The organism is Brevibacterium sp. FME17 (assembly GCF_014897515.1).
Lineage (GTDB): Bacteria > Actinomycetota > Actinomycetes > Actinomycetales > Brevibacteriaceae > Brevibacterium.
Genome location: NZ_JABUYD010000008.1, coordinates 58,504 through 84,483 on the forward strand (window position 1 = coordinate 58,504; position 25,980 = coordinate 84,483).

20 protein-coding genes are annotated in these 25,980 nt (G+C 62.8%); 9 read left to right on the forward strand and 11 right to left on the reverse strand.

Annotation, left to right across the window (positions count from 1 at the left end):
* Positions 1 to 22 precede the first annotated feature (22 nt).
* Complete coding sequence (locus tag INT40_RS09315) at positions 23 to 829, reverse strand: FadR/GntR family transcriptional regulator (protein ID WP_096159862.1); 807 nt, start codon at positions 827 to 829, stop codon at positions 23 to 25.
* A 215-nt stretch (positions 830 to 1,044) separates the two neighbouring features.
* On the opposite strand from INT40_RS09315, the gene INT40_RS09320 reads away from it, so the two are divergent.
* Positions 1,045 to 2,736 carry an L-lactate permease gene (locus INT40_RS09320; protein WP_096159860.1) on the forward strand — a complete coding sequence of 564 codons (1,692 nt, stop codon included), beginning with the start codon at positions 1,045 to 1,047 and terminating at the stop codon, positions 2,734 to 2,736.
* A 62-nt stretch (positions 2,737 to 2,798) separates the two neighbouring features.
* Positions 2,799 to 4,067 carry an alpha-hydroxy acid oxidase gene (locus tag INT40_RS09325; protein ID WP_096159858.1) on the forward strand — a complete coding sequence of 423 codons (1,269 nt, stop codon included), beginning with the start codon at positions 2,799 to 2,801 and terminating at the stop codon, positions 4,065 to 4,067.
* An 85-nt stretch (positions 4,068 to 4,152) separates the two neighbouring features.
* Here INT40_RS09325 and INT40_RS09330 read toward each other — a convergent pair whose 3' ends face one another.
* Together INT40_RS09330 and INT40_RS09335 are read right to left on the reverse strand one after the other, a co-directional pair.
* Positions 4,153 to 6,642: an excinuclease ABC subunit A gene (locus INT40_RS09330; RefSeq protein WP_096159856.1), complete on the reverse strand. Its 2,490-nt coding sequence runs from the start codon at positions 6,640 to 6,642 to the stop codon at positions 4,153 to 4,155.
* A 174-nt stretch (positions 6,643 to 6,816) separates the two neighbouring features.
* On the reverse strand, positions 6,817 to 8,220 hold the full coding sequence (locus tag INT40_RS09335; RefSeq protein ID WP_096159853.1) for an MFS transporter: 1,404 nt from the start codon (positions 8,218 to 8,220) through the stop codon (positions 6,817 to 6,819).
* A 450-nt stretch (positions 8,221 to 8,670) separates the two neighbouring features.
* On the opposite strand from INT40_RS09335, the gene dnaK reads away from it, so the two are divergent.
* The 5 genes from dnaK to INT40_RS09360 all read left to right on the forward strand — a co-directional run bounded on the left by dnaK (position 8,671) and on the right by INT40_RS09360 (position 13,839).
* Entirely contained in the window at positions 8,671 to 10,536 is a 1,866-nt protein-coding gene (gene dnaK / locus INT40_RS09340) for a molecular chaperone DnaK (RefSeq protein ID WP_096159851.1), read from the forward strand.
* On the forward strand, positions 10,536 to 11,255 hold the full coding sequence (locus INT40_RS09345) for a nucleotide exchange factor GrpE (RefSeq protein ID WP_069600963.1): 720 nt from the start codon (positions 10,536 to 10,538) through the stop codon (positions 11,253 to 11,255). Before dnaK ends, INT40_RS09345 begins: the two co-directional genes overlap by 1 nt.
* Positions 11,256 to 11,400: 145 nt before the next feature.
* Entirely contained in the window at positions 11,401 to 12,420 is a 1,020-nt protein-coding gene (locus tag INT40_RS09350; RefSeq protein ID WP_096159849.1) for a DnaJ C-terminal domain-containing protein, read from the forward strand.
* 14 nt (positions 12,421 to 12,434) lie between these two features.
* A complete protein-coding gene (locus INT40_RS09355) occupies positions 12,435 to 12,872 on the forward strand; it encodes a heat shock protein transcriptional repressor HspR (protein WP_096159847.1) in 438 nt (145 codons plus the stop codon).
* A 94-nt stretch (positions 12,873 to 12,966) separates the two neighbouring features.
* Positions 12,967 to 13,839 carry a DUF1206 domain-containing protein gene (locus INT40_RS09360; RefSeq protein ID WP_009882589.1) on the forward strand — a complete coding sequence of 291 codons (873 nt, stop codon included), beginning with the start codon at positions 12,967 to 12,969 and terminating at the stop codon, positions 13,837 to 13,839.
* Between the two features lie 149 nt (positions 13,840 to 13,988).
* Here INT40_RS09360 and INT40_RS09365 read toward each other — a convergent pair whose 3' ends face one another.
* The 3 genes from INT40_RS09365 to INT40_RS09375 form a co-directional block, all read right to left on the reverse strand.
* Positions 13,989 to 15,335, reverse strand: coding sequence for a hypothetical protein (locus tag INT40_RS09365; RefSeq protein ID WP_096162015.1), 1,347 nt, complete (start codon positions 15,333 to 15,335; stop codon positions 13,989 to 13,991).
* Positions 15,336 to 15,577: 242 nt separating this feature from the next.
* A complete protein-coding gene (locus INT40_RS09370) occupies positions 15,578 to 17,758 on the reverse strand; it encodes a hypothetical protein (protein ID WP_193095977.1) in 2,181 nt (726 codons plus the stop codon).
* A 172-nt stretch (positions 17,759 to 17,930) separates the two neighbouring features.
* Complete coding sequence (locus tag INT40_RS09375; RefSeq protein WP_226824200.1) at positions 17,931 to 19,046, reverse strand: diacylglycerol/lipid kinase family protein; 1,116 nt, start codon at positions 19,044 to 19,046, stop codon at positions 17,931 to 17,933.
* A gap of 119 nt (positions 19,047 to 19,165) precedes the next feature.
* Here INT40_RS09375 and serS point away from each other — a divergent pair, with 119 nt between their 5' ends.
* Complete coding sequence (gene serS / locus INT40_RS09380) at positions 19,166 to 20,446, forward strand: serine--tRNA ligase (protein WP_096159839.1); 1,281 nt, start codon at positions 19,166 to 19,168, stop codon at positions 20,444 to 20,446.
* Positions 20,447 to 20,474: 28 nt separating this feature from the next.
* On the forward strand, positions 20,475 to 21,323 hold the full coding sequence (locus tag INT40_RS09385; RefSeq protein ID WP_193095978.1) for an HAD family hydrolase: 849 nt from the start codon (positions 20,475 to 20,477) through the stop codon (positions 21,321 to 21,323).
* A gap of 87 nt (positions 21,324 to 21,410) precedes the next feature.
* On the opposite strand, the gene INT40_RS09390 is transcribed toward INT40_RS09385, so the two are convergent.
* The 5 genes from INT40_RS09390 to ilvA all read right to left on the reverse strand — a co-directional run bounded on the left by INT40_RS09390 (position 21,411) and on the right by ilvA (position 25,833).
* Complete coding sequence (locus INT40_RS09390; protein ID WP_193095979.1) at positions 21,411 to 22,229, reverse strand: HAD family hydrolase; 819 nt, start codon at positions 22,227 to 22,229, stop codon at positions 21,411 to 21,413.
* The gene (locus INT40_RS09395) at positions 22,226 to 22,753 is read right to left on the reverse strand and encodes a hypothetical protein (RefSeq protein WP_193095980.1); all 528 of its coding nucleotides are present in this window, start codon (positions 22,751 to 22,753) and stop codon (positions 22,226 to 22,228) included. Before INT40_RS09395 ends, INT40_RS09390 begins: the two co-directional genes overlap by 4 nt.
* The gene (locus tag INT40_RS09400) at positions 22,750 to 23,340 is read right to left on the reverse strand and encodes a proteasome activator (RefSeq protein WP_193095981.1); all 591 of its coding nucleotides are present in this window, start codon (positions 23,338 to 23,340) and stop codon (positions 22,750 to 22,752) included. Before INT40_RS09400 ends, INT40_RS09395 begins: the two co-directional genes overlap by 4 nt.
* A gap of 61 nt (positions 23,341 to 23,401) precedes the next feature.
* Positions 23,402 to 24,430 carry an NAD(P)H-quinone oxidoreductase gene (locus INT40_RS09405; protein WP_193095982.1) on the reverse strand — a complete coding sequence of 343 codons (1,029 nt, stop codon included), beginning with the start codon at positions 24,428 to 24,430 and terminating at the stop codon, positions 23,402 to 23,404.
* Positions 24,431 to 24,546: 116 nt separating this feature from the next.
* Positions 24,547 to 25,833 (reverse strand): threonine ammonia-lyase IlvA, encoded by a 1,287-nt coding sequence (ilvA, locus tag INT40_RS09410; protein ID WP_193095983.1) that lies wholly within the window; start codon positions 25,831 to 25,833, stop codon positions 24,547 to 24,549.
* Positions 25,834 to 25,980 lie beyond the last annotated feature (147 nt).

Sequence of the window (25,980 nt, forward strand, 5' to 3'; positions counted from 1 at the left end):
CGCGCTCCTGCCGGCCCCGCGCTCATCCGCGCTCCTGCCGGCTCTGCGTCAGGCGCGGCAGGGCGGCGGTGGCTGATCGGATATGGTCTTCGGTCAGCTGCACCGCGTGATCGGTGTCGCGGTCGACGATCGCCTGCATGATCGCATGATGTTCCTCCTGCAGCTGCGCCATCAGAGCGCGCGGATTCTCGACCTCGTGGAAGGCATCGAGGATGGGCCGACGCAGAGAGCCGCGGATGGCCTCCGTGAGATCTGAGAGCAGCTGATTCTCCGAGGCATGGGCGATGGCCACATGGAAGGCGGTATCGGCATCATTGAAGGTCTCCAAGCTCACGCCCGGTGTGTCCATGATCGCCAGCGAGGCATTCATGCCGGCCAAGGCGTCGTCGTGGACCCGTCCGGTCGCCAGGGCGATGCTTGAGCGCTCGAGTTGGATGCGCGTTTCGATGGCCTCCTCGATGCTGAAGTTCGCCAGGGCCACATGCAGGCGCAGGAACCGAGTCAGGGCCTCCTTGGGCATGGAGGCGATGAAGGTGCCGGCCGACTTGCCGGAGCCGACGTTCGACACGACGACGCCGAGGGACTCCATGACGCGCAGCGCCTCACGCACCGCCGCGCGACTGACCTGAAGTTTGGCGGCCAGCTCACGTTCCGAGGGGAGCGGATCGCCGACGGTGAGGGACCCGGAGGTGATCTGCTCCTCGATCGCATTGATGACGAGCTCGTGGGTGCTCGATCGGGCAACCGGCTTCCAGCTCGGTCCCTGAGGCGCATTGACGGTGTGACCTGCGGCGGTGTCGTCGTCCTTGCTGACTGATTCACTGGTCATGAGTACTCACTTTTCGCACCTCGCCATCATCCCATGAGTGGGACCCTGCCTCATCGGGGGCAGAACCTTGACCTGGATCACATTCGGTCCTACACTCACTTTAGTGGTCTGACCACACAAAGGACATACTGAAACCCATCGAATATGCATGTTCGGGCGCGTTCAACGTCGAGACGCAGACGCTGTAGTCGAGCACCGGCCGTGCAGGAGAAAATATGTACACTCCTGAAATCGCCCCACTTGCAGACAGCCTCCTGTGGTCATCGCTGGTTGCGCTGCTGCCGCTGCTGACCATCTTCGTCACCCTCGGGTTCTTGAAATGGAAAGCCCACTGGGCCGGCCTGGCGGCAGTCATCGTCGCCCTGATCGTTGCCATCTTCGTCTACGGCATGCCGGTCGGGCTGGCTGGCCTCTCAGCCAGCCAGGGATTCGCCTTCGGGCTGTTTCCGATCATGTGGATCGTCATCACCGCCATCTGGCTCTACGAACTGACGGTGAAGTCGGGACACTTCGAAGACCTCAGGTTGGTCATCAACGTCATCTCCGATGATCCTCGCGTGCAGGCGATCCTGGTCGCCTTCTGCTTCGGCGGACTGCTCGAAGCCCTGGCCGGATTCGGTGCCCCGGTTGCCATCACCGGTGTCATGCTCATCGCAGTCGGCTTCACCGCCATGCGTGCAGCAGTCGTCGTGCTGGTGGCCAACACCGCTCCGGTCGCCTTCGGTGCGATCGCCATCCCGATCATCACCGCCGGCAACCTCACCGGGATCGACTACAAGGAGATCGGAGCCATGGTCGGTCACCAGACTCCATTGCTGGCTGCCGTCGTGCCGCTGTTCCTCATCTTCCTCGTTGACGGCAAGCGAGGACTGCGTCAGCTGTGGCCACTTGCTCTGGTCGTCGGGATCGTGTTCGGAGCAGCACAGTTCGTCTCCGCGAACTATCTCTCGGTCGAAATGACCGACATCATCGCCTCGCTCATGGGCCTTGCCGCTGCAGTGATCATGCTCCAGTTCTGGAAGCCCGTCGGCGGCCAGGACGCCCTGGATAAGATGGCCGACGAACGCAGTCGGGAGAAGGCCAGCGCGCCTGATGCCGGTGGAGCAGCCGCTGCCGTGGCAACCTCCGTGGACACGAAGGCGGCACCTCTGACCGGTAAGCGCGTGTTCATGGCGCTCTTTCCCTACCTCATCGTCATCGTCATCTTCTCCGGTGCCAAGCTGATCCCAGTCATCGACAAGTGGCTGGCCAGCACCGATGTCAAAATTCCTTGGCCGGGACTGGACGGGAACATCATGACCGCCGCAGGGGAGCTGTCGACGAGCACGGTCTACAACTTCCAATGGTTGTCATCACCGGGCACGATGCTGCTGGCCTCAGGCATAATCGTCGCCATCGTGTACAAGATGACCGCCAAGGACGCAGTCCAGGTCTTCGTCGACAATGTCGCCAAAATGCGATTCTCCATTCTCACCGTCGGACTTGTCCTGGCACTGGCCTACGTCATGAATCTGTCAGGACAGACGATCACAATCGGCACCTGGATCGCTGGAACCGGGGCGCTGTTCGCCTTCCTCTCACCAATCCTCGGCTGGCTCGGCACAGCAGTGACCGGTTCTGACACCAGTGCCAACGCACTTTTCGCGACGCTGCAGCAGACTGCCGCGACGAAGGCCGGAATCGATCCCGTTCTGCTGGTGGCAGCCAACAGCTCCGGTGGAGTCGTGGGCAAGATGATCAGCCCGCAGAACCTCACCATCGCAGCTACAGCAGTCGGACTCCTCGGCCAGGAAGCCTCGATCTTCCGCCGCGTCATCTGGTGGTCGCTGGGCATGCTCGTCGTCATGTGCCTGCTGGTTGGCCTGCAGTCGACCGTCCTGTCCTGGATGGTTCCCGGCGGGGCGTGAGGCCCAGCGAGCTGAAGACTGAACCCTGAAGAATACGAACTGAAGAGAAAGAGACCCCACCCATGGTCAAGAGGCAATTGCCCAATCCGTCCGAGATCTTCGAGCTGATGAAGTTCAAGAAGTTCGAGCTCGACTCCCGGAAACGCCGTCTTGAATCGGCGTTCACGATCGAGGATCTGCGCCAGATAGCCAAGCGACGCACTCCCGCAGCCGCGTTCGACTACACAGACGGCGCAGCGGAGGGGGAGATCTCGATGGAGCGCTCCGTGCAGGCCTTCCAGGACATCGAGTTCCACCCCTCCATCCTCAACGATGTCTCGCAGGTCGATACGACGACGCAGATCCTTGGCGGCAGCTCGGCGATGCCCTTCGGCATTGCGCCCACGGGGTTCACCCGGCTGATGCAGACCGAAGGCGAGACCGCCGGAGCCTCCGCTGCCGGCGCGGCAGGCATTCCATTCACCCTGTCCACCTTGGGCACGACCTCGATCGAGGACGTGAAGAAGGTCAACCCGAATGGGCGCAACTGGTTCCAGCTCTACGTTATGCGCCAGCGGGAGATCTCCTACGGTCTGGTCGAGCGGGCGGCTGCGGCAGGCTATGACACGCTCTTCTTCACCGTGGACACTCCGATCGCGGGCGCCCGGATCAGGGACAGTCGCAACGGGTTCTCCATCCCGCCGCAGCTCTCACCCAAGACAGTTCTCAACGCCATCCCCAGGCCCTGGTGGTGGTGGGACTTCCTGACGACGGAGAAGCTGCAGTTCGCATCCCTGTCCGAGACCGGCGGTACGGTCGGCGAGCTGCTCAACTCGGCCATGGACCCATCGATCGACTTCGACGACTTGGCCACGATCCGAAAGATGTGGCCAGGCAAGCTGGCGATCAAGGGCGTCCAGACTGTTGCCGATGCCAGGAAGCTCGCCGATCTCGGCGTCGATGCCATTGTGCTCTCGAACCATGGCGGGCGACAGCTCGACCGCGCTCCGGTTCCCTTCGAGCTGTTGCCATCTGTCGTGAAGGAAGTCGGCAAGGACCTCGAGATCATCGTCGACACGGGAATCCGCGATGGTGCCGACATCGTCGCGGCCATGGCCCTGGGTGCGGACTTCACACTCATCGGCCGGGCCTACCTCTACGGGCTCATGGCCGGTGGCAGGGAAGGCGTCGATCGCACGATCGCGATCCTCAGCGAGCAGGTTGAGCGGACGATGAAGCTGCTGCAGGTCTCAAACGTCGCCGAGCTCAACCCGGGCCATGTGACCCAGCTGCGCAGGTTCAGCCGGGATGGTCAGATGGACGGTGCGGACCCGGATACGAAGTCCGTGTGACTGCTGTCTGAGCGGCAGAGGTCTTCCTGAGCCGGCAGCGGTCTTCACCTCGGAGACCGCTGCCAGCTCACCTGCCACATGCGTTTCAGAGGGACGCTTCCTCCGCCAGATATCGTCCCGTGACGCTGTCCTTGTCATCGGCAACCTGGTTCGGAGTGCCGGCTACCACGATGCGACCGCCGTCCACTCCGCCACCTGGGCCCATGTCGATGACATAGTCGGCGTTGGCGATGACATCGAGGTCGTGTTCGATGACGACGACGGTGCCTCCCTGATCGACGAGTCGCTGCAGGACGCCGACGAGCACTCGTACGTCCAAAGGATGGAGCCCGATGGTGGGCTCGTCGAAGACGAACAGGGTGCCAGTCTGCGTCCGATCGAGTTCTGAAACGAGACGCAGACGCTGCGCTTCACCGCCGGACAGGGCCGGAGTCGCCTCGCCGAGGGTGAGATATCCCAGCCCCACCTCCTGCAGTGCCTGCAGCCGTGTGGTGACCTTCCTCAGGTCGGCAACGTGCTCGGCAGCCTCGGCGACGGTCATGGCCATCAGCTCGGGCAGCGCAATTTCACCGTCAGCACCGGGACGATGATGAACCTCGGCGTCGGGACCGTAGCGTCGGCCCTCGCAGTCGGGGCAGGCGATGTCGACGTCGGGGAGGAACTGCACGTCGAGGGTGATCTCACCGGTGCCCTCGCAGCGTGGGCACCGCAGAGAACCTGTGTTGTAGGAGAAGTCCCGGGCGCTCAGACCGGCGGCCTTCGACGAGTCGAGTTTGGCGTAGGCACGCCGGAGCTCATCGAGGATGCCCGAGTATGTGGCGACGGTCGAGCGGACATTGACCCCGATCGGGGTGGCGTCGACGACGCTGGCCTTCTCGATTCCGGCGCCCTCGATCGAGGCGACGTGCGAGGGCGGACGGGCTTGATCCGTTGCGCGGAGTGCGGGAATGAGGCTGTCGAGAACCAGCGTGCTCTTCCCGGATCCGGATACTCCGGTGACAGCGGTGATCCGTCCCCGAGGGATCGTGACGTCGAGCGCATGCACGGTGTGGATGGGGGAGGTGCGCAGCCTGATCGTCCCCTTGTCGAAGACCTGATCCGGTGCCGCAGAGGTGCGGACAAGGCTTTCTTCTCTTCCGGTGAGGAACCCACCGATAAGAGAATTCGGATTGTCGCCGAGGCTGCTTACCGTTCCGGTGGCGACGACCGTCCCGCCGTCGTTGCCGGAGCCGGGGCCGATCTCGATGAGATGATCACAGTCACGCAGCACGAGCGGGTCGTGGTCGACCATGACAACGGAGTTGCCCTCTTCGAGCAGGTCGTAGATGACCCCTTGGAGCCCGCGGATGTTCGAGGGATGGAGGCCGATCGAGGGCTCGTCGAGGACATAGAGGACCCCGGTGGTCTCGTTTCGTACGGCTCGAGCCAGCTGCACGCGTTGGCGCTCGCCGGTGGACAGTGTTGATCCGGCGCGATCGAGCGACAGATAGCTCAGGCCGAGGTCGAGCAGTCGCTTCGACATGTGCCCGAGCGTGCTGGTCAGTGCCTCGGACATGGAGCGCATCGTCTTCGGCACGGTGTCGGCGACAGTGCCGGCCCAATCGGCGAGTTCACTCAGGGGCATGGCGGTGACATCGGCGAGATTGAGATCGCCGATCTTCGGCAGCAGCGCTGCAGGCGTGAGCCGGGTGCCGTGGCACGTGGTGCAGGTGTGTTCGGTGAGGAACCGGCTCACCCGAGACAGTCGTTTCTCATCCGTGGCGCGTTTGAGCTCCTCGCTCACGGTCAGTCGCGCATTGCGGAAGGTGAAGTCGAGCTCGTGCAGACCCTTCTTCGAGGTGACGGCGATGTGCTTCTTCTCTTCCGGGCCATCGAAGACGATGGTCTTCTCCTCGGCGCTCAACTCCTTCCAAGGGATGCCCGTGCGGACGCCGAATTCTCGGGCGATCTGCGGTTGGACGTTGAAGCCGAACATCTGCCAGGGAATCACCGTTCCATCGTCGATGCTCATGTCCTCATCGCGGATGAGAGAAGCATCGTCGACCTCGCGCACGATGCCAGTGCCGTCACATGATGGGCAGGCTCCGACCGAATTGAAGGCCAGCTCCTCCGCTCCTGGAGCCTCGACATCTGCTCCACAGGACGGGCAGGCGAACGGCTCCTCTGCCGCAACATTGAGTGTCGGTTCCTGCCGGTGGCCGTTCGGGCAGACATGTGATGCCAGGCGCGAGAACATGAGCCGGACGACGTTGAGCAGTTCAGTGGACGTGCCGAAGGTCGACCTGACGCCCGGGATCCCCGGACGCTGTCGCAGAGCCAGTGCGGCAGGCACGTGACTGACCCGGTCGACGTCGGCACGCGGCGCTTGGCTCATCCGGCGGCGAGTGTATGTGGACAGGGCTTCGATGTAGCGCCGAGAGCCTTCCGCGTACAGGACTCCCATGGCCAGGGACGACTTGCCCGAACCGGAGACGCCGGCGATGCCGACGAGTCTGCCCAAGGGAATGTCGACATCGATGTTCGCCAGATTGTGCACGCGGGCGCCTCGAACCTCGACCACCTGGTGATTGCTCATGGCTCCATTGTCCTCGCGCAACGAAATGAGCGCGACCGAGACGGTACTTGCCCACATCGACTGCGCTTACTGTCAGCGTCTCCTGCATCCCTGCCGGTGACGGGGAGCTGGACATGTCATGTCTCGTTATCTTGTAGCGATACCCAGCTGTGCTCAGACGGAAACCATCGTCTATTACAGCAGCACTCCCGGCCGTCGCCGACCAGAGATCCAAAACAACACAGCGGCCAGCGCCGCGGCGACGAAGCCCAGCCAAAAGGTCACAACGAACCCACCAGGGCTCGGCGCCGCGAATCCGGCCGATGACTCCAGCTGCACCGCCAGCACCATTCCCGTCACAGTTGCACCCGAGCTCGTTCCCACACTGCGCATCAGAGCATTGACACCGATCGCGGAACCAGTCATCGAGTAGGGCACCTCGGCCATGACCAGAGTGGGAATGGCCGCATACCCTATCGCCACCCCTGCCAAGGCGAACACACTGGCGATGATGAGCTGCCAAACTTCGGCGTGCCAGACCACGGAGATGAGGTATCCGACCATAGAGATCACCGAACCCAAAACCGCAGTCACACGAGCTCCGAAACGATCGGTCATGGTTGCAGCGAGGGGCGCGACGGCCATCATCGCCAAGGAGCAGGGCACCAAGGCCATGCTCGCCCACAGGATACTCAGGCCCAAGCCTGCTTCGGTGCGAACCGGCAGTTCGAGAATCTGCAGGAACGAAACCTCTTGGACGAAGAAGGCGAAGCCGAGAGCGATTGAACCCAGACTGACCATCAGCAGCGGGAACTTCGACATGATGCGCAGATCGATCAGCGGGTCGCGGGTGCGCAACTCGTGCAGGCCCCAGACGAAGAGCACAACGATCCCCGTTCCGCCGAGTCCAAGCGTCGCCAGCGAAGACCACCCCCACACCGGACCTTGGGAAACCGCCACCAGAATCCCACCCAACCCGGCAGAGAGCATCAACGCCCCAGGCCAGTCGAAGCGTTGCCGAAGGCGATCGGTGCTGGGCACAACGAAGAGGACAGCGATGAGATTGATGGTTCCAAGGACAGCCGTCGCCCAGAAGAGAAGCTTCCAATCTCCGATCTCAGCGATCCACGCGGCGAGTGGCAGACCGATCGCGCCCCCGAAGCCCATGCTGGAGCTGATGATGCTGATGCCAGCGATGCGGATCTTGCGGTTATCGACCAGACTCATCATCGAAATGCCGACAGCTGTGGCTCCCATGCTCACGCCTTGGAGTGCCCGTCCGACGAGCAGCCAGGTCAGTTCGCCTGACAGTGCAGCTATCAGGGAGCCAAGAGTCATCATCGCAAGCAGTGCAATCATGACCCTGCGCATTCCGAGGATATCGCCCAGACGCCCCGAGATCGGAGTCGTGACGGCTGCGACCAGCAGAGCAATGGTCAGTACCCACGCGGTGGCACTCCGCGGAGCATCGAGAAGCTCAGGAAGATGGTTCTGGATCGGAACGACCAGGGTCTGCATGAACGCGGTGCTCGTCGCGACACACGTCAATACGACCACGAGAACCCACGGGCGGCGAAGGAGGAAGTCGCCGTCTGCCACCGGTGTCCTCTCCGTGATGATCCTTGCTGCTTTCCGATCGTCGCATAAACCCTGAGCAATGACCCTATCGTGGAAGGACCCTCGCGATTCCGAACGGAATCGCCCATAGGGTGAGGAAATCAGTGCTTTGTCGCCGCTGATAAGAATGCTCGCGGTCGACTCGATGCCATCATCGATGGAACCTGCAAGCGGTCCCAGAAACTTTTTCTCCCCCGCGGAATAAACCCTCGCTCCGCAAAGTTGAGTCTAGTGTACGCAACTTTCATGATGCCGAGCTTGACTGCTCGGATCACGAAGATAATACTTGAGTGCAGTTGGCTCAATGTGTGCGGTCGAGTGGGTCCACCGCTCGTCCCCGCAGCAGGAAATGCTGTGGAAGCCCGGTGGTGGATCCGCCCGATCGCACACATTCGAGTCGAGATCACTCACGATATGTAAGGAGACAACGTTATGGCACGTGCAGTTGGAATCGACCTCGGAACCACGAACTCCGTCGTCACAGTCCTCGAAGGCGGTGACCCTAAGGTCATCGCAAACGCGGAAGGCGGTCGCACGACCCCCTCCGTCGTTGCTGTCAACAAGAACGGCGACTCCCTGGTCGGCGAAATCGCCAAGCGCCAGGCCGTCACCAACATCAAGAACACCGTCGCCTCGGTCAAACGCCACATGGGCACCGACTGGTCCACCGAAATCGGCGGCAAGAAGATGTCGGCCCCTGAGGTTTCGGCTCGCATCCTGCAGAAGCTCAAGCACGACGCTGAGGAATACCTGCAGGAAGACGTCACCGACGCAGTCATCACCGTCCCCGCATACTTCAATGACGCCGAGCGTCAGGCCACGAAGGATGCCGGTGAGATCGCAGGACTCAATGTCTCGCGCATCATCAACGAGCCCACCGCTGCAGCTCTGGCCTACGGCCTCGAGCGCGGCAAGGAAGACGAGACCATTCTCGTCTTCGACCTCGGTGGCGGCACCTTCGACGTCTCCCTGCTCGAAGTCGGCAAGGACGAAGACGACTTCTCCACGATTCAGGTCCGTGCGACCTCGGGCGACAACCGCCTCGGCGGCGACGACTGGGATCAGCGCATCGTCGATTGGCTCGTCGGTGAGGTCAAGAACGGCTACGGCGTCGACCTGAGCAAGGACGCGACCGCAATCCAGCGACTGAAGGAAGCCTCGGAGCAGGCCAAGAAGGAACTCTCCTCGGCTACCAGCACCAACATTTCGCTGCAGTACCTGTCGATGAGCGAGAACGGACCCATCCACCTGGATGAGACCCTGACCCGCGCGAAGTTCGAGGACCTGACCAAGGACCTCCTCGAGCGCACCAAGGCTCCGTTCCACGCAGTCATGAAGGACGCAGGCGTGTCCGTCTCCGAGATCGACCACGTCGTCCTCGTCGGCGGTTCGACCCGTATGCCAGGCGTCTCCGCCGTCGTCACCGAACTCACCGGAGGCAAGGAGCCCAACAAGGGCGTCAACCCCGATGAGGTCGTCGCGATCGGCGCAGCCGTGCAGGCCGGTGTCCTCGTGGGCGAACGCAAGGACGTTCTGCTCATCGACGTCACCCCGCTTTCGCTGGGACTCGAGACCAAGGGCGGCGTGATGACCAAGCTCATCGAGCGCAACACCCCGATCCCGACCAAGCGTTCGGAGACCTTCACCACCGCTGAGGACAACCAGCCCTCCGTGTCGATCCAGGTCTTCCAGGGTGAGCGTGAGTTCACTCGCGACAACAAGAACCTGGGCACCTTCGAGCTGACCGGCATCGCTCCGGCTCCTCGCGGCGTGCCGCAGATCGAGGTCGCCTTCGACATCGACGCCAACGGCATCGTGCACGTGTCGGCCACCGACAAGGGCACCGGCACCGAGCAGTCGATGACGATCACCGGCGGTTCCGCGCTGCCGAAGGAAGACATCGACCGCATGGTCAAGGAAGCCGAAGAGCACGCAGACGAGGACAAGAAGCGCCGTGAGGCCGCTGACACTCGCAACAATGCGGAGAACCTCGCCTACCAGACCGAGAAGCTCGTCACCGACAACGAGGACAAGCTGCCTGAAGAGGTCAAGACCGAGATCAACTCGGACGTTGAGGCTCTCAAGGAAGCACTCAAGGGTGAAGACGACGATGCAGTGAAGACCGCATACGACAAGCTCGTCGAGAACCAGCAGAAGATCGGCGAAGCCATCTACAGCCAGCAGGGTGGTGCCGAAGGCGCCGCTGGTGAAGAGGCCGCAGCCGGTGCAGATGCAAGCGCTGACGACGATGTCGTCGACGCTGAGGTTGTCGACGAAGAGGATGAGGAGAAGAAGTAATGACTTCCGAGGGCAACGATCCGTCGTCCGAGGAGCCAGGCTTCACCTTCAGCGACAAGCGCCGGATTGATCCGGACACCGGTGAACTCCGCCCAGAGGCCGACGCACCGTCGGCCTCGGCGGAGGCCGGTGAGGCCGATGTCGCGAACGACGCCACCGGTGCCGCAGGCGCCGAGGACGTCCAAGGCGCCGACGAGGATCTGGCTGATGCCAGTGACCTCGGCGTCGACATCCCGGCCGACGCTTCGACGTTGAACGACACCGAGGCTGCTCAGGGCGAAGAGGCTGCCGAACCCGCACCGGGTTCCGAAGCCGCAGCGCACCTGGCCGACCTCAAGCGCATCAACGCCGAGTACGCCGCCTACCGGATGCGGGCCGATCGCGAACGCGAGCGGGCTGCGACCGGTGGCACGATCAAGGCCGTCGAGGCCCTGATCCCGGTACTCGACGAAGTGCGCCTGGCGCAGGAGAACGGCGACGTCACGGGGCCTTTCGAGACCCACGTGAAGAAGCTGGTCGACTCGCTGAGCAAGGTCGGCGTCGAGCAGTACGGTGAAGTCGGCGACGAGTTCGATCCGCGACTGCACGAGGCACTCATGCAGCAGCCATCGGACGACGTCGAGACTCCGACCGTCTTCCTGGTCATGCAGCCGGGCTATCGCATGGGTGAGCGCGTCATCCGTGCGGCACGCGTCGGCGTGCAGCAGCCGGAAGACTGAGAACCACACCCTCGCCGAGGTGGTCCCACCACCGTGGAACCACCTCGGCGGCGGTCCGGATCACCCGGGATGACAATCCCGGGGTTGCGGATTGTGAGGAGACAATTGAATACACTGATGAAGAAGACACGGAAGGAGGTGCCAGGTGAATACCGGTCCTCAGAATGATTGGTTCGAAAAGGACTTCTACAAGACCCTCGGCGTCTCCAAAGATGCTTCCGACGCAGAGATCAAGAAGGCCTACCGCAAGCTGGCACGCAAGTACCACCCGGATGCCAACCCCGGCGACTCCAAGGCTGAAGACAAGTTCAAGGAGCTCGGCCAGGCGCATCAGGTGCTCTCTGACAAGGAATCTCGCGCCCAGTATGACCAGGTCCGCGCCATGGGCGGCGGAGCCAGGTTCACCGGTTCCGGTGGGCCAGCAGGTGGAGCCAGCGGCGGATTCGACGACGTATTCTCCGACCTCTTCGGCGGAGGCGGACGGACACGGACCCGCTCGCCCTACGGCGGAGGCGGGGGAGACGTGCCCCCAGATCTCGCTGACCTTCTCAACGGCTTCGGCGGAGGAGGCTACGGCGGTGGCGGTTTCGGCGGCGGCTATTCGCCACCGACCAAGGGCGGGGACATCAAGTCCAACACCACCCTGTCGTTCACGGAAGCCATCAACGGTGCCTCGGTGAAGCTGAACATGCCAGGCGGAAAGCCCCTGACCGTGCGCACGCCGATCGGCGTCAAAGACGGACAGAAGATCCGACTGGCAGGCAAGGGCAAGAAGAGCCCCAACGGCGGTGAAGCCGGTGACGTGATCCTGACGATCAAGGTCAAGCCGCACCCTGTCTTCACCCGTGACGGCGACAACCTGCGGATGGACCTGCCGGTGAGCTTCGACGAGGCCGCACTCGGCGCCGAGGTCAAGGTGCCGACGCTTGACGGTATGCCGGTGACGATGAAGATCGCCCCGGGCACACCATCGGGTCGGACCATGCGCCTGCGCGGCAAGGGTGTGAAATCGAAGAAGGGCACCGGCGACCTGCTGGTGACCGCGGAGATCGTTGTCCCGCAGAACCTGTCGAAGGACGCCAAGGAAGCGGTCGAGTCGTTCCGCTCGGCGACCGAGAACGAGGACCCGCGCGACGGTCTGCTCGACAAAGCCAAGGCCAGTTGAGGTGGTGAAGCGTGATGCACATATCGACCAGTGCAGCGGTATACGTCATTTCGGTGGCGGCGGACCTCGCAGGAATGCACCCGCAGACGCTGCGGCAGTATGACCGTCTGGGTCTCGTCACCCCCGAGCGCACGGCCGGCAGAGGCCGACGGTACTCGGGGCGAGACATCGCCAAACTTCGGCTGATCCAGCAACTTTCCCAGGACGAGGGCGTGAACCTCGTGGGTATCAAGAAGATCATCGACCTGCAGAACCAGGTCGATGCGCTCAAGTCCCGGAACGAGGAGCTGGAGACCGAAGTCAGGTCTCGGATGTCAGCGAAGGAACGCGAAGCTCGTGTCTTCGCTGCCGGCACTGCTGGTGACGTCGTCTCGATCTCGCGTGGCAGGCGGCCCCGGGGTCGGCCCGAGCCGGGTGCGATGGTTCTCTACAACAGGTTCAGACGCCGGTAAGCAACTGAGATTGGAGGCTGCCCGCGGCGCAGCCTCTTGTAGTCGACGCCGGCATTCGTCACTACACCGACCGTGCTGTGCCAGAATGTCGTTCATGGACGAAACTGACAAGCTCAAAAGTGCCGCGGACTCGGCCGACGACGCGGCCCAAGAAGCTGCGGACAGCAAGTGGTTCGAACGGGTTGCGCGAGCTGGTTTCGTCGCGAATGGAATCGTGCACATCATCCTCGGAGCCACCGCGGTTGCCGTTGGACTCGGTCGCGGTGGCGAGGCGGATCAATCGGGTGCGGTCCAACAGATGGCCGCACAGCCGTTCGGCATGGTGCTCATCGTCCTGTGCCTGATCGGCTGTGGGCTGATGGCCCTCTGGTGTGTGTTCAACGCCTTCTTCGGTTCCGCCTCTCTGCGCGGAGCCGGCACGAATGCCCCTCAGCATCGGCAGGGACGCCGCAGATGGGTCGAATTCATCAAAACGATCGGTTCCGCTGTTGCCTATGCCGCAGTTGCCCTGACGTTCGCCCAGTCCGTCATCGGCGGCGGATCTGATTCAGGCAAGACCAGCTCTCAGGCATCGACGACCCTGGCGAAGGCCCCGGGCGGCCTGTACATCCTCGCAGCGATCGGGGTTGTGATCGTCATGATCGGCATCGGTTTCTGTATCGCCGGGATCCGCCTCAAATGGATGGACGAGCTGCGGATGCCACGTAAGGCTCCGGTGAGCACGCTGCTGATTGCCACTGGCATCATCGGATATTTGGGCAAAGGCGCGACGCTGCTGGCAGTCGGAGCGCTCGTCGTCGTCTCGGCGATGACCGGTGACCCCGAAGAGTTCACGGGAATTGACGGAGCGCTCAAAGCGATGCGCGACCAGCCGTTCGGCACTGTGCTCATGCTCGCTGTGGGTGCTGGTCTTGTGCTCTACGGAGTCTTCCTCAGTCTGCGTGCTCGGTACGACCGGATGGATTGATGCCTCGGGCACGGCACATCGGCACAATTCCTTATGCCGGGAAATAGCCGCCCAACAGGGATGTCCGAACGTGAATGCAAGAAGAGTGCGAACCCTCCACGGGCTCGCACTCTTCTTACATTGTCATCGCCGCTGCGACGGCCGACTTATCAGATCGCTGAAGGATCCTCGACGGCCTTCTTGCGACGCATGGTCATGGTGACTGCGGCTCCACCGATGAGGAGGAGAGCAGCTCCGCCGACGAGGCCGGTCAGCTCGGTACCGGTGCGAGGCAGGTCGCCGCCACCGTTTCCGTTGCCGTCATCATCGCCGCCGTTACCGCCGTCTGCGTTGCCGTCTTCATTGCCATCTTCGTTTCCGTCGCTGCCGCCGGCGTTGGCGTCATCGCTGACGGTGAAGGCTCCGGTGAGCTCGTCGTCGCCACAGGTGACGGTGACGTCGTAGTCGCCGAGGTAGGCCGATGGGTCATTGGCAGAGGTGCCGTAGACGTTGACGGAGGCATTGCCCTCGTCATCGGCCTTGACGGTGTTGTCGTAGGCGGTGACGTTCGAGTTGCCCTTGGGGGTGACGAGGTAGTGAACGTCCGAGCCTGGCTCGCAGTTCTCGACTGCAAGGGTGACACCCTTGTTCTCCACGACGAAGTCAGCGGCCTCAATGGTCTCAGGCGAGACCTTCAGCGTGGCTTCAGCGGCCGGAGTGGTGGGCTTGGGCTCTTCGGTCTCGTCTGCGGTGACGGTGAACTTGGCAGAGTTCGAGACTTCTTCGCTTTCGGCGTCGACTGCGGAGACCGAGTAGTCGCCTGGTTCGAGGCCGCCTTCGGGTGCCTTGACGGTGGTGCTGATCTTGCCGTCTTCGTCGGCAGTGACTTCTTCCTGGAAGAAGGGCGACTGGGTGGCGTTGCCCATCACGGTCACGGCGCTGTCGGGGGTGAAGCCCTCGCCGGTGAGCTTGAGGCCGTCTTTTTCGAAGTCCGAGACGGAGATCTTCTCGGTGTTGAGGGAGACCTTCGGATCGACCGCAGGTGCTTCTGGCTCTTCGGCGTCATCGTCGATGACCTCGACCTGCGAGGCGATCTCTTCGGTCTCATCGCCACGCTTGATGGTGATCGTGAAGTTGAGTGTGCCCGGATCGATAGCAGCGGGGTCACCGGTGACGTTGTGGATGGTGAACTCGACGGAGTCACCTTCAGCCGTTACCTCTTCGCCGGTGAGGTTGTCCGAGACTACGTCTCCGGCTTCGAGGCCAGTGACGGTGACGGTGAAGCCGGGGTCGAGGAGATCGGTCTGAGTGATTTCCTTCGGTGAAACTGTCACCGATGCTTCGATGGCCTGAGGCTCGGCGCCTTCATCGGCACCATCCTTGTCATCCGACTGGGCTTTGCTCTGCTGGACGTTCGTCTGTCCGAAAGCGTCGGCTGTGGGTGCAGCCATTACTGGGGATGCGGCAAGGCCGGTGATGGCCAGGGCCACTGCGGGGGCGAGTACAAGCTTCTTCATAGTGTCCTTCGTTTCTAAGGCTGAGAGTGATCTCCTACGCAGGTAACAATAATGAAATATTTACAACGAGCATAGTTGTGGTCGTTTTGTTCACACTTGTCGTACAGATCGGTCACAGGCGTCGTTGACCAGTTAGAGCAATGGTCGTGTTGAACATGGGTGTGGCCCCGACCGAAGTCGGGGCCACACCCATTCGTAGGCTCAGATGATCACCTATGTGAGTTGATCATCTGCGGTGTTCATCAGAAGTCGGTAGGTGACTGTCCGACCTTCTTGCGGCGACCGGTCATGGCGATTGCGGCTCCACCAACGAGGAGGAGCATCGCTCCCGAGGCAAGACCACCAAGGTCTGCACCGGTGCGTGGCAGCTGGCTGCCATCATTGCCACCATTGTCGCTGCCGTCGCTTCCGCCGCCATCTGCACCGGCGGTGACTGTGAACGATTCCTTCATCGAGTCATCGCCGCAGGTTGCGCTGGCGGTATAGGCGCCGACATATGCTGAAACGATGTCGGAGGTGCCGAAGACATTGACCGAAGCCTTACCCTCGTCGTCGGCCTTGACTGTGTTCTCGTACGCGGTGACCTGCATGCCCTTGGGCTTGACGGCGAAGTGCACATCCGCGCCGGGTTCGCAGTCCTCGACGGCCAGGGTGACGCCCTTCTTGTCGTTGGCGAAGTCCGCTGCTTCGAGCGTCTTCGGCGAGACCGTGAACGATGCTTCTGCTGGCGCTTCGGGAGTATCTCCGTCCTTGCCGTCGTTGTCACCGTCATCGCCGTCTTCTTTGCCTTCGGCGACGACGTTGATGTTGCCGTTGAGCGTCTCCGACTCGGTACCTTCGCGATCGATGGTGACCGTGAACGGAACCTTGCCCTCTTCGAGGCTGTCGGGGTTGCCCTGGTAGTAGAGGTGGAGCTTGTAGTCGCCGTCTGCTTCAGCGGTTTCGGTATCTCCGGTCAGCGAGTCGGTGATCTTGTCACCCTTCTTCACGCCTGAGACGGTGACGGTGACGCCCTTGTCCTTGTTGGCGAGGTCCGCTGCTGTGATCTCCTTGGGGTCGACCTTCAGCGAGGCATCGATCGCCTCGACGGCGTCATCGTCGGTGACGGTGAACTTCGCGTAGTTCGAGACCTCTTCGGTTTCGGCGTCCACGGCGTAGACCGAGTAGTCGCCGGGCTCGAGTTCGCCCTTGACTGTAGTGCTGATCTTGCCGTCTTCGTCGGCGGTGATCTCGTCCTGGTGGAACGGCGCCTGGCCGGCTGCGCCAATGACGTTGACGGTGCCGCCGGGGGTGAAGCCTTCACCGGTGAACTTGAGCCCGTCTTTTTCGAGGTCTGAGGCAGAGATCTCATCGGTGTTGAGAGAGACCTTCGGATCGACTTCGGAGACCTCGTCGACGACGTTGATCTCTCCGTTAAGGGTGACCGGCTCTTCACCTTCGCGATCGATGGTGACCGTGAAGGGGACCGGCCCCTCGTCGAGGTTGTCGGGATCGCCTTCGTAGTAGACGCCGAACGTGAAGTCACCGTCCGCGTCGACAGTCCTGCCTTCTTCAATCAGGCTATCGGTGACTGTGTCCCCTTCTTCGAGGTTGGTCACGGTGACCTGGATGCCCTTGTTGGGGTCGGCGAGGTCCCCTGGGGTAATTTCGTCGGGATCAACGGTGAGTTCTGAGTCAATGGCAGCCTGCGCATCGATGACCCGAGTCGAGCCCGAGAGCGTCTGCGCTGAAACGCCTTCGCGCTGGACCTTGACGGTGAGGGCCTTCGAGCCTTCGGTGAGGTCTTCGGCGTCGCCGTTGTACTTGACGTTGAGAGTTGCGGTCGAACCGGATGCTGTCGTCGCCGGTGCGCTCAGGCCCGACGTTGAGAGCTTGTCGCCCTTCTCCAGTCCGGTGACCGTGACCTTGACGCCCTTGGTTGCGAGGTCCTCGGCTGAGATCGATGAGGCGGCGACCTTCAGCTGAGCGTTGATCTCCTCGGCATCGTCTTTGTCGTCGGAGTCGTCCTTCTTCGGCTCGTCATCCTTGGGCGCAGGCTTCTTCGCGTCCGTGGCATCATCGCCGGACTTCTTGTCTGCCTTGTCGTCAGCCTTCTTCTTATCAGCTGCTTTCTTGGCTGCGGCCTTCTTGTCAGCGGCCTTCTTTTCGGCCGCGTCTTTCTTCTCCTGCTCAGCCTTTTCTTTGGCTTCCTTCTCAGCAGCAGCCTTTTCCTCAGCTGCCTTCTTCTGCTCAGCCTGTTCCTTGGCGAGCTTCTCGGCTGCTTCCTTGTCCTTCTTATCCTGCTCGGCCTTGGCTTCGGCCTTGGCAGAGGCGGACTGGGTGGAGGGGGTCTCGGCAGCGGCGACTGGGGCGGCCACCAGACCTGTGAACGCGAGGGCCACGGCCGGCGCGAGAATGAGCTTCTTCATTGTCAGTGCCTTCAATCTAGAGAGTGTGAGGGGGTGCACATCTGAAACTCATACTAGGTTCGAAGGATTCTCTAAACTATTTGCGTAAGTTTTGTTCAGTGGTATTTGCAGTAACACTTTGGTGAACAAAGGGTGCGCAGTGAAACACTCCCGTGATGTAACTATTCGGTAACTACCGGGCCCGCCCTCAGACTGGCCAGGCCTCGGCTCGGATCTGCTTGCGCTGCTCGACCGTCGGCACACGAACGGTCAGCGCCGCGGGCATGACCTCCATTGCCAGATACCCCGATTGGCCGATCGGATCCCCGTCGAGCTGCACGTCGAGTTCCTCACCGGATTCGATGACGACCTTCTGGCACTTGCGAATGTCCGTGTGCAGGCCCTTGGATGTCTTCCGTCCCAGCACGGAGGCAAGAACTCCTACCCACTGGCCCAGGTTCTTCGGGCTGACGATGAGGACGTCGAGCATCCCGTCATCGATGACGGCCTGTGGCAGCAGCTGAATGCCACCCTGCAGCTTCCCGCAGTTGCCGCCGAGAACCGAACGCACGCGTGCCGAGACCCGATAGTCGTCGTCGAAGGTCACCTTCACATGGCTGGGGCGACCGACGAGCTTCCGAGACCCGGCCTCGACATAGGCCAACCAGCCCAAGCGGGACTTGAGGTCGGAATTGGTATCGGCCATGACTGCCGCATCGAACCCGAGTCCCGTCATCACGGTGAACACGTGAGTGTCCCCCTCCTCGGCGGTCTTCGCGGTTCCGACGTCGATCTTCCGGTTGCGGCCCCACAGGGCGATGCGCAGCGCCCACTCGGTCTTGTCGAGGACGATGTCGAGATTTCGTGACAGCAGATTCCCCGTTCCCAGCGGAACGATCCCCATCGGTGTCTCTGACCCGGCCAGCGCCGAGGCGACGGCGCGGACCGTACCGTCACCGCCGGCTGCGATGACGACGTCTACCCCCTCGTCGAGCGCGCGGGAAGCGGCTCCCTCACCGGAATCCTCGGGTGTGGTCTCGATGACCAGCGGTGGGTTCCAACCTTCGAAACGGCAGATCGCCTCGGCGGTCGATGACAGTCTGCTGACATCGGCCTTTGTCGGGTTGACGACGAGAGCGGCCCGGTAGCGGGTAGAGAGCTCGCTCTCGGGCGCATCAGAGTCAGCGCCTCGGGCATACTGGCGAACTCGACTCAGAGCACGACGCGTCCCGAGGCGATGGCCGATGAAGAACGCGACGAGCAGCACAACGACGACGCCGGCGACGACGAACCACGTCATCATGGGGTCCAAAGCAATGGTCATGCTCCAAATTTACAGCGCCCAACTTGAGTACGAGCTGGTCGCCCAGCTCTGGCGCGCCGCTGGCCCTCCCACGAGCCCGCCGAATGTCGAAAAGACTCGCATGCCGTTAAGCTGAGAGGGTGATCGATCTAGCGCTCCTCAGAGAAAACCCGGACCTGTTCAAGGCATCGCAGGAGGCCCGCGGCTCGTCCGTAGACCTCGTCGACGAAGTCCTGGCTGCGGATTCCGCACGCCGTTCTGCCATCACCGCGTTCGAGGACGCACGCGCAGATCAGAAGTCTTTCTCCTCTCAGATCGCGAAGGCGCCCAAGGACGAGAAGCCTGCTCTTATCGCCGCAGGCAAAGAGAAGTCGGCTAAGGTCAAGGCGCTGCAGGCCGAGTCCGAGGAAGCCAGCTTCGCGTTCGACAAGCTCGCGGCCAAACTCCCGAACCTCATCGTCGAGGGAATCCCCTCCGGCGGCGAGGAGAACTTCGTGACACTGAAGACCGTGGGCGAGCCCCGGGACTTCAGCACCGACGGGTTCGAGCCTGCCGACCACCTGGAGATCGGTGAGACGCTCAAAGCCATCGACACAGCCCGAGGCACCAAGGTCGCAGGTTCGCGCTTCCACTACCTCACCGGATTCGGTGCCAAGCTGGAGATGGCACTGCTCAACCTGGCCCGCGATGTGGCCGAAGAAGCAGGGTTCATCCCGACCATCACGCCCACTCTGGTCAAGCCCGAGGTCATGCGCGGCACCGGCTTCCTCGGCGAGCACGCCGACGAGGTCTACCGTCTCGAAGCCGATGACCTGTTCCTCGTCGGCACCTCCGAAGTGCCCCTGGCCGGACTCCACATGGACGAGATCATCGACCTGAGCGACGGTCCGCTGCGCTACGCCGGAATCTCCTCCTGCTACCGCCGCGAAGCCGGTTCCTACGGCAAGGACACCCGCGGAATCATCCGCGTCCACCAGTTCCAGAAGGTGGAGATGTTCGCCTACGTCGAGGTCGAAGACGCCGAGGCTGAACACGAGCGCATGCTCTCTCTGCAGGAGAAGATGCTGGGCCTGTGCGAACTGCCCTACCGCGTCATCGACACGGCAGCCGGTGACCTCGGCGACTCCGCGGCACGCAAGTTCGACTGCGAAGCTTGGGTACCGACTCAGGGCACCTACAGGGAACTGACTTCGACCTCGAACTGCACGACCTTCCAGGCACGTCGCCTGCAGGTCCGCGAACGCTATGACGGAGCCACCCGCCCCGTCGCCACACTCAACGGAACCATGGCCAACACCCGCTGGCTCGTCCCGATCCTGGAAAACCACCAGCAGGCCGACGGCTCGGTCACGGTTCCCGCGGCACTGCGCCCCTACCTCGGCGGCATGACCGCCCAGGGACCAGAGGGCCCGCGTTACTGAAGCCACGATCCTCAAGCTTGGAGAGAAATTGCCCGAACACCTCATCGCGCTCGACATCGACGGCACCGTCGTCAACTACGACGGCTCCCTGTCCGAACCCGTCCGCCAGGTGCTGACCCAGCTTGTCGACGCCGGTCACCATCTCGTCATCTCCACTGGACGGGCGCTGCCCGGAGCACTTGAGGTCGTGCACGCACTCGGCCTCAAGGAAGGATTCGTCGTCTGCTCGAACGGATCCGTCGTCGTCAAACTCGACCCGGCCGCTCCGCTGGGGTGGGAGATGCACCACGTGGTCTCCTTCGATCCCAGGGACGCACTGGAGAAGATGCACGAGGCACTGCCCAGCGCACTGTTCCTCGTCGAGGACCCAGACCTGCACCGTTGGGCCTCGGGACCGTTCCCCATGGGTGAGCTCGCGGAATCGGACACGCTCGACATCGTCGACTTCGACCAGCTCCTGGAGAAGCGGGCCACCCGCATCGTGATGCGCGAGGTGAACGGCACTGCGGAGGAGTTCGCCGAGGCGGTTGACCGTCTCGGACTCCACGAAGTCAGCTATTCGGTGGGCTGGAGCAACTGGCTCGACATCGCCCCCGACGGTGTCTCGAAGGCCAGCGGCCTCGAACTCGTCGAATCTGAACTTGGAATCGACCATGAGCTGACCATCGGCGCCGGTGACGGACTCAATGACATCGAAATGATCGAATGGGTCCACCACGGGATCGTCATGGGCCAGTCGAAGGACGTGCTCAAGCAACATGCCTCAGTCGTGACGAAGTCTGTCGACGACGACGGCCTGGCCGTTGCCCTCGTTGACTACTTCGACCTCGACCCGGCGGTTCTAGAACTCAGCGGCTCCCGCGACACCCGCGGCTGAGGACAGCTCAGACAACTCATCCGCTAAACCTCCCCGACGTCACTAATTGCGCCTGGCGCCGGGCGGTAATAGTGACGTCGGGGAGGTTTAGCGTTGGTGTGCGTCGAGTACAGCGCCCAGATAACGTGCGACACCATCCTCATCGACGGCGGCGGTGACGGTGGCTGCGCAGTCCTTCACCGACTGCAGGGCGTTGCCCATGGCCACACCATGCCCGGCCCAGGTCAGCATCTCGATGTCGTTGGGCATGTCCCCGAACGCCATCACCTGTTCTCGAGCCACGCCGAGGCCGTTGCACAATTCCTCGAGCGTCTTCGCCTTCGTCACACCGGCCGGAGCCAGTTCGACGAGTCCGTTGACGGGATCGGAGAACGAGGCATGGCAGTTGGCGGCGATGAGGGGATCGAGCAGATCGTGAAGGGCCTCCGAATCCTCAGAGCCGATGCTGACGAGGATCTTCACAACGTCCCGTGTGGCCAGCTCGGACAGGTCTTCCATCACGTGGGCCTGGCGGGGGTTGCGTGAGATGAAGTTCTTGTCGACGAGTCCGCCGGTGAGGGTTTCGAACGCGAAATGCGCCTCCGGGTGGGATGCAGTGATCGTGGAGATGATCTCCTCGATGTCGGAGAATTCGATGGTGTGAGCCGAGACCACACTCGCCGAGGCGATGTCATAGACGACTGCTCCGTTGAGGCAGATGACGCGACCGAGGTCGGGGATCTGTGCGGCGATCGTTTCCAGCCACCTGATCGGCCGGCCTGTGACAAGGACGAAGGGGATGTCCATGCTCTGGCAGCGGTGGATCGCGTCGATTGTGGCTGTGGAGATGGGTTTCCAATCGAGCAGAAGCGTGCCGTCGATATCGCTGGCGACGAGGCCAAGATCGAAGCTCTCAGGTGGTGTCATGAGAGGTTCTCCTGGGCGCGTTCGAGCAGTTCGGCTGCGTCGGAGATGAACCGCTCGGTCGCCTTCGCGCTTGGGCTGATCGGTCGCCCGGCGATGATCTCCGTGCGGGCCATCGATGCAGCGAGCACCGCCTCGGCGACCTTCGACGAAGCCCTGGTCAGCAGTTCCGGAGCGGCACCGACAGCGTTGCGGGTATGGCTGGGAACGACCTGTCCGGAGACCGGGTGGTGGGTGTTCAGCCACGCGGTGATCTCGTCGACGACCGGCACCAGATCGTTGAGGCGCTGCGTCCCATCGACGATCGTGTTCGCCGCGGTTGTCGAGCTGTGCTCGTTCGCCTCGGCGGATGCCTGATCGTCACCTGACAGCTGATGGATCGCCACCGAGGTGGTGTAATAGCGGTCGACGGCGCGGATGAACCGGTCGCGGTTGTGGCGCCAGAGTCCAGTGCCGAACTCCTGGTCAGGGCCCTTGCGCGCCGAGGATCCGCCCGATTTCCGCAGCCCAGAGAAGATGTTCTTCACAGGTAGTTTCCGGTGCGGCGGTCGTCGGCATCGTCCTGATTCTGGCCGTTCGCGGCTTCGGTCGGAGCAGCGCCGGGTGCCACCATTCCCGGTGGCAGCTGTCCATGTCCGGCAGGTCCCTGCTGTGCCATCGCCTGCTGCGCCATGATCGCGGTCTGGATGCCGTGGAAGAGACCCTCCAGCCAGCCGACCAGCTGGGCCTGAGCGATGCGGAGCTCGGAGTTCGTCGGGGGTCCATCACTTGTGTCGAAGGGCAGGTCGAGGCGTTCGAGTTCGTCGATGAGTTCCTTGGACAGGCCGTCCTCGAGCTCATCGATCGACCGGCGGTGGATCTTCGCCAGACGCTCTCGGCCCTTCTCATCGAGATCGGTATTGCGGACCTCCTCGAGGAGCTGCTTGACCATGGTCCCGATTCGCATCACCTTCGCGGGAGAGGACACATCGACCTGAGACGAGGACTCCTCGGTGGATTCCTCGGTGGACACACCGGCAGGGCCTGTCTGCTGTTCAGAGACGCTCGTCGACTGACCGGGGGCGTTCTCCGGCTGAGTGGACGAGTTCTCGGACTGATCGGGAGTGCTGGTCATGATCGGACACCTTCTTCCTGCGCTGAGGCTCAGACACGCTGGGCCCCAGCCTCAACGAACCTCAGAATTGCTGCGCTGACTTCGGGGCAGGCGCTGACTCGTCGACGATGAGCAGCACCTTTCCGATGCTCGCGCCCTCTTCCAAAGCCGTATGCGCCTTCGGTGCGTCAGACAACGGCATCGTCTCATGGACGATCGGGCGGATGTCACCGGAGATCACTGCCGGCCACAACTGTGCGGCCACCTCGGCGACGATCTCGATCTTCTGCTCCTTGGGGCGGGCGCGAAGCGTCGTGCCCGCGACCGACTTGCGCGGCTGCATGAGCGAGGCGATGCTGAGTTCGGCCTTCGCGCCGCCCTGCATGCCGATGATGACGAGGCGCCCGTCGGTGCCCAGAGCCTTGACGTTGCTCTTCAGGTACTTCGCACCGATGATGTCGAGGATGACGTCGGCGCCGGTGGAACCATCGGGCCGAACGCAGATCTCGTGGACCCGGTCGACGAAGTCCTCGTCACGATAGTTGATGACCGCGTCGGCGCCGAGGCTGCGGCAGAATTCGGCCTTCCGCTCGGACCCGACGGTGACGACGATCTTCACGCCGAGGTGCTTGGCGATCTGGATTGCGGCCGTGCCGATTCCGGACCCGCCGCCGTGGACGAGGAGCCATTCGCCGGCCTGGATGTTGGCGTTGCCGACGATATTGGAGTGGACCGTGGCCAGGACCTCGGGCAGGCCGGCAGCCTCGGTGAGGTCGAGGCTCTCCGGCACGGGAAGAAGCTGACCGGCAGGAACAGGGACCGACTCCGCATACCCGCCGCCCGAGAGGAGGGCGGCGACTCGGTCGCCGACCTTCCAGCCGGTGACCTCGGAGCCGAGTTCAGCGATCGTTCCGGAGACCTCGAGGCCCGGGATCAGCGTGGCGCCAGCGGGTGGGTCGTAGAAGCCCTGGCGCTGCAGCAGATCGGCGCGGTTGACGCCGGCCGCGTGCACTGTGACCAGAACTTCGTCGGCCGCGATGTCCGGGGTCGGCTCCTCGGTGACGTGGAGGACTTCGGGGCCGCCTGGAGTGGAAATCGTGATTGCTCGCATGATTCCACTCTAGTGGTTCAGCCGAGATTCGGCCCAGGCAGATTCAGGTCCGAGACCAGGTCCGCAGGGCCTGGCCCCGAGACTTGGTTCGGCTGGGAGGGCTTGTACGGCTGGCTTCAGGCGAAGAGACGGAACATCGGTGAGTTCTGGTGCACGCGTTCGATCTCGATCTGTGAGGCGTCCATGCGTTCGAGCAGGTTCGGCAGGTCCTCGGCGTAGCCGAGTTCGATGCCGACGAAGGCAGGTCCGGTCTCACGGTCGGAGCGTTTGACGTACTCGAACATCGCGATGTCGTCGTCGGGGCCGAGGATCTCGTTGAGGAAGCGACGCAGTGCGCCGGGCTCCTGCGGGAAGTCGACGATGAAGTAGTGCTTGAGGCCTTCGTGGACGCGTGAGCGTTCGAGGATCTCGGGGTAGCGGGAGATGTCATTGTTGCCACCGGAGACCAGGCACACGACGGTCGATCCCGGTTCGATGGCGATCGGCTTGCCCGTTCCCGGTTTCCCGATTCCCGCCGAGGCGATGGCACCAGATGGCTCGGCGATGATGCCGTCGACCTGGTACATGTCGAGCATCTCCGTGGCCACCGCGCCTTCGGCAACCGGGCGGACGTCGACATCGAGGTCGGAGACGATGTCGTAGGTCAGGGCGCCGGCGCGCTTGACTGCGGTGCCGTCGGCGAAGGGGTCGATGTTCTCCAAGGTCACCGGCCGTCCGGCTTTGAGTGCTGCGATCATCGAGGCGGCACCCGCGGGTTCAGCACCGATGACGGTGGTACTCGGCAGGTTCTGGGCTGCGTAGGCTGCGATTCCGGAGATCACTCCGCCACCGCCGACGGGCACGATGATGTAGTCGGGGGCGACTGCGAGTTGGGAGGCGATCTCCACGGCGACCGTTCCCTGGCCGGCGATGGTGCGCAGGTCGTCGAAGGCCGAGACGAGGAGGGCATCGTTGCGTTCGGCGTGCCGGTGAGCCAGTGCCGATGCGTCGTCATAAGTGGAACCGGAGATCTCGATCGTGACCCGGTCCCCACCGAAATGGCGGACCCGGTCGACCTTCTGCCTCGGCGTGGTCTTGGGGACGAAGATAGTGCCCTGGATGCCCAATTCTTTGCACGCGCGGGCGAAGCCCTGGGCATGATTGCCCGCCGAGGCGCACACGACTCCGCGGGCACGCTCGGTCTCGTCGAGCTGAAGCATGAAGTTGAAGGCGCCGCGGATCTTGTACGAGCGCACCATCTGCAGGTCCTCGCGCTTGAGGTAGACGGTGGAGCCGGTAGCGGCGGAGAGCCGCTCCGAAATCTGCAGGGGAGACATGATCACAGAGTCGGCAATTCGCGTCGCGGCCGCTTCGACCTCGTTCGCGAGTGTTTGCTGCTGGGGTGATACGTCTTTTTTCAACACGACTCCATTGTGCTCCTTCCATCTTGTCCTTGTGCAACTCGTTCCGGGATAAGGACACCACGCAGGCCGCTCACCCGCAGTGCGACGCCGCCCACCGGTACTCCGATGGCGCGCCGAAAGCACGGAATGTGGCGCGGAGTTGATGAT

What these genes read in the sequence shown, in the direction of transcription:
- INT40_RS09315 (WP_096159862.1), bottom strand. Translation starts at nt 829, where the DNA reads ATGACCAGTGAATCAGTCAGCAAGGACGACGACACCGCCGCAGGTCAC.
- INT40_RS09320 (WP_096159860.1), top strand. Translation starts at nt 1,045, where the DNA reads ATGTACACTCCTGAAATCGCCCCACTTGCAGACAGCCTCCTGTGGTCA.
- INT40_RS09325 (WP_096159858.1), top strand. Translation starts at nt 2,799, where the DNA reads ATGGTCAAGAGGCAATTGCCCAATCCGTCCGAGATCTTCGAGCTGATG.
- INT40_RS09330 (WP_096159856.1), bottom strand. Translation starts at nt 6,642, where the DNA reads ATGAGCAATCACCAGGTGGTCGAGGTTCGAGGCGCCCGCGTGCACAAT.
- dnaK (WP_096159851.1), top strand. Translation starts at nt 8,671, where the DNA reads ATGGCACGTGCAGTTGGAATCGACCTCGGAACCACGAACTCCGTCGTC.
- INT40_RS09345 (WP_069600963.1), top strand. Translation starts at nt 10,536, where the DNA reads ATGACTTCCGAGGGCAACGATCCGTCGTCCGAGGAGCCAGGCTTCACC.
- INT40_RS09355 (WP_096159847.1), top strand. Translation starts at nt 12,435, where the DNA reads ATGCACATATCGACCAGTGCAGCGGTATACGTCATTTCGGTGGCGGCG.
- INT40_RS09360 (WP_009882589.1), top strand. Translation starts at nt 12,967, where the DNA reads ATGGACGAAACTGACAAGCTCAAAAGTGCCGCGGACTCGGCCGACGAC.
- INT40_RS09365 (WP_096162015.1), bottom strand. Translation starts at nt 15,335, where the DNA reads ATGAAGAAGCTTGTACTCGCCCCCGCAGTGGCCCTGGCCATCACCGGC.
- INT40_RS09375 (WP_226824200.1), bottom strand. Translation starts at nt 19,046, where the DNA reads ATGACCATTGCTTTGGACCCCATGATGACGTGGTTCGTCGTCGCCGGC.
- INT40_RS09390 (WP_193095979.1), bottom strand. Translation starts at nt 22,229, where the DNA reads ATGACACCACCTGAGAGCTTCGATCTTGGCCTCGTCGCCAGCGATATC.
- INT40_RS09400 (WP_193095981.1), bottom strand. Translation starts at nt 23,340, where the DNA reads ATGACCAGCACTCCCGATCAGTCCGAGAACTCGTCCACTCAGCCGGAG.
- INT40_RS09405 (WP_193095982.1), bottom strand. Translation starts at nt 24,430, where the DNA reads ATGCGAGCAATCACGATTTCCACTCCAGGCGGCCCCGAAGTCCTCCAC.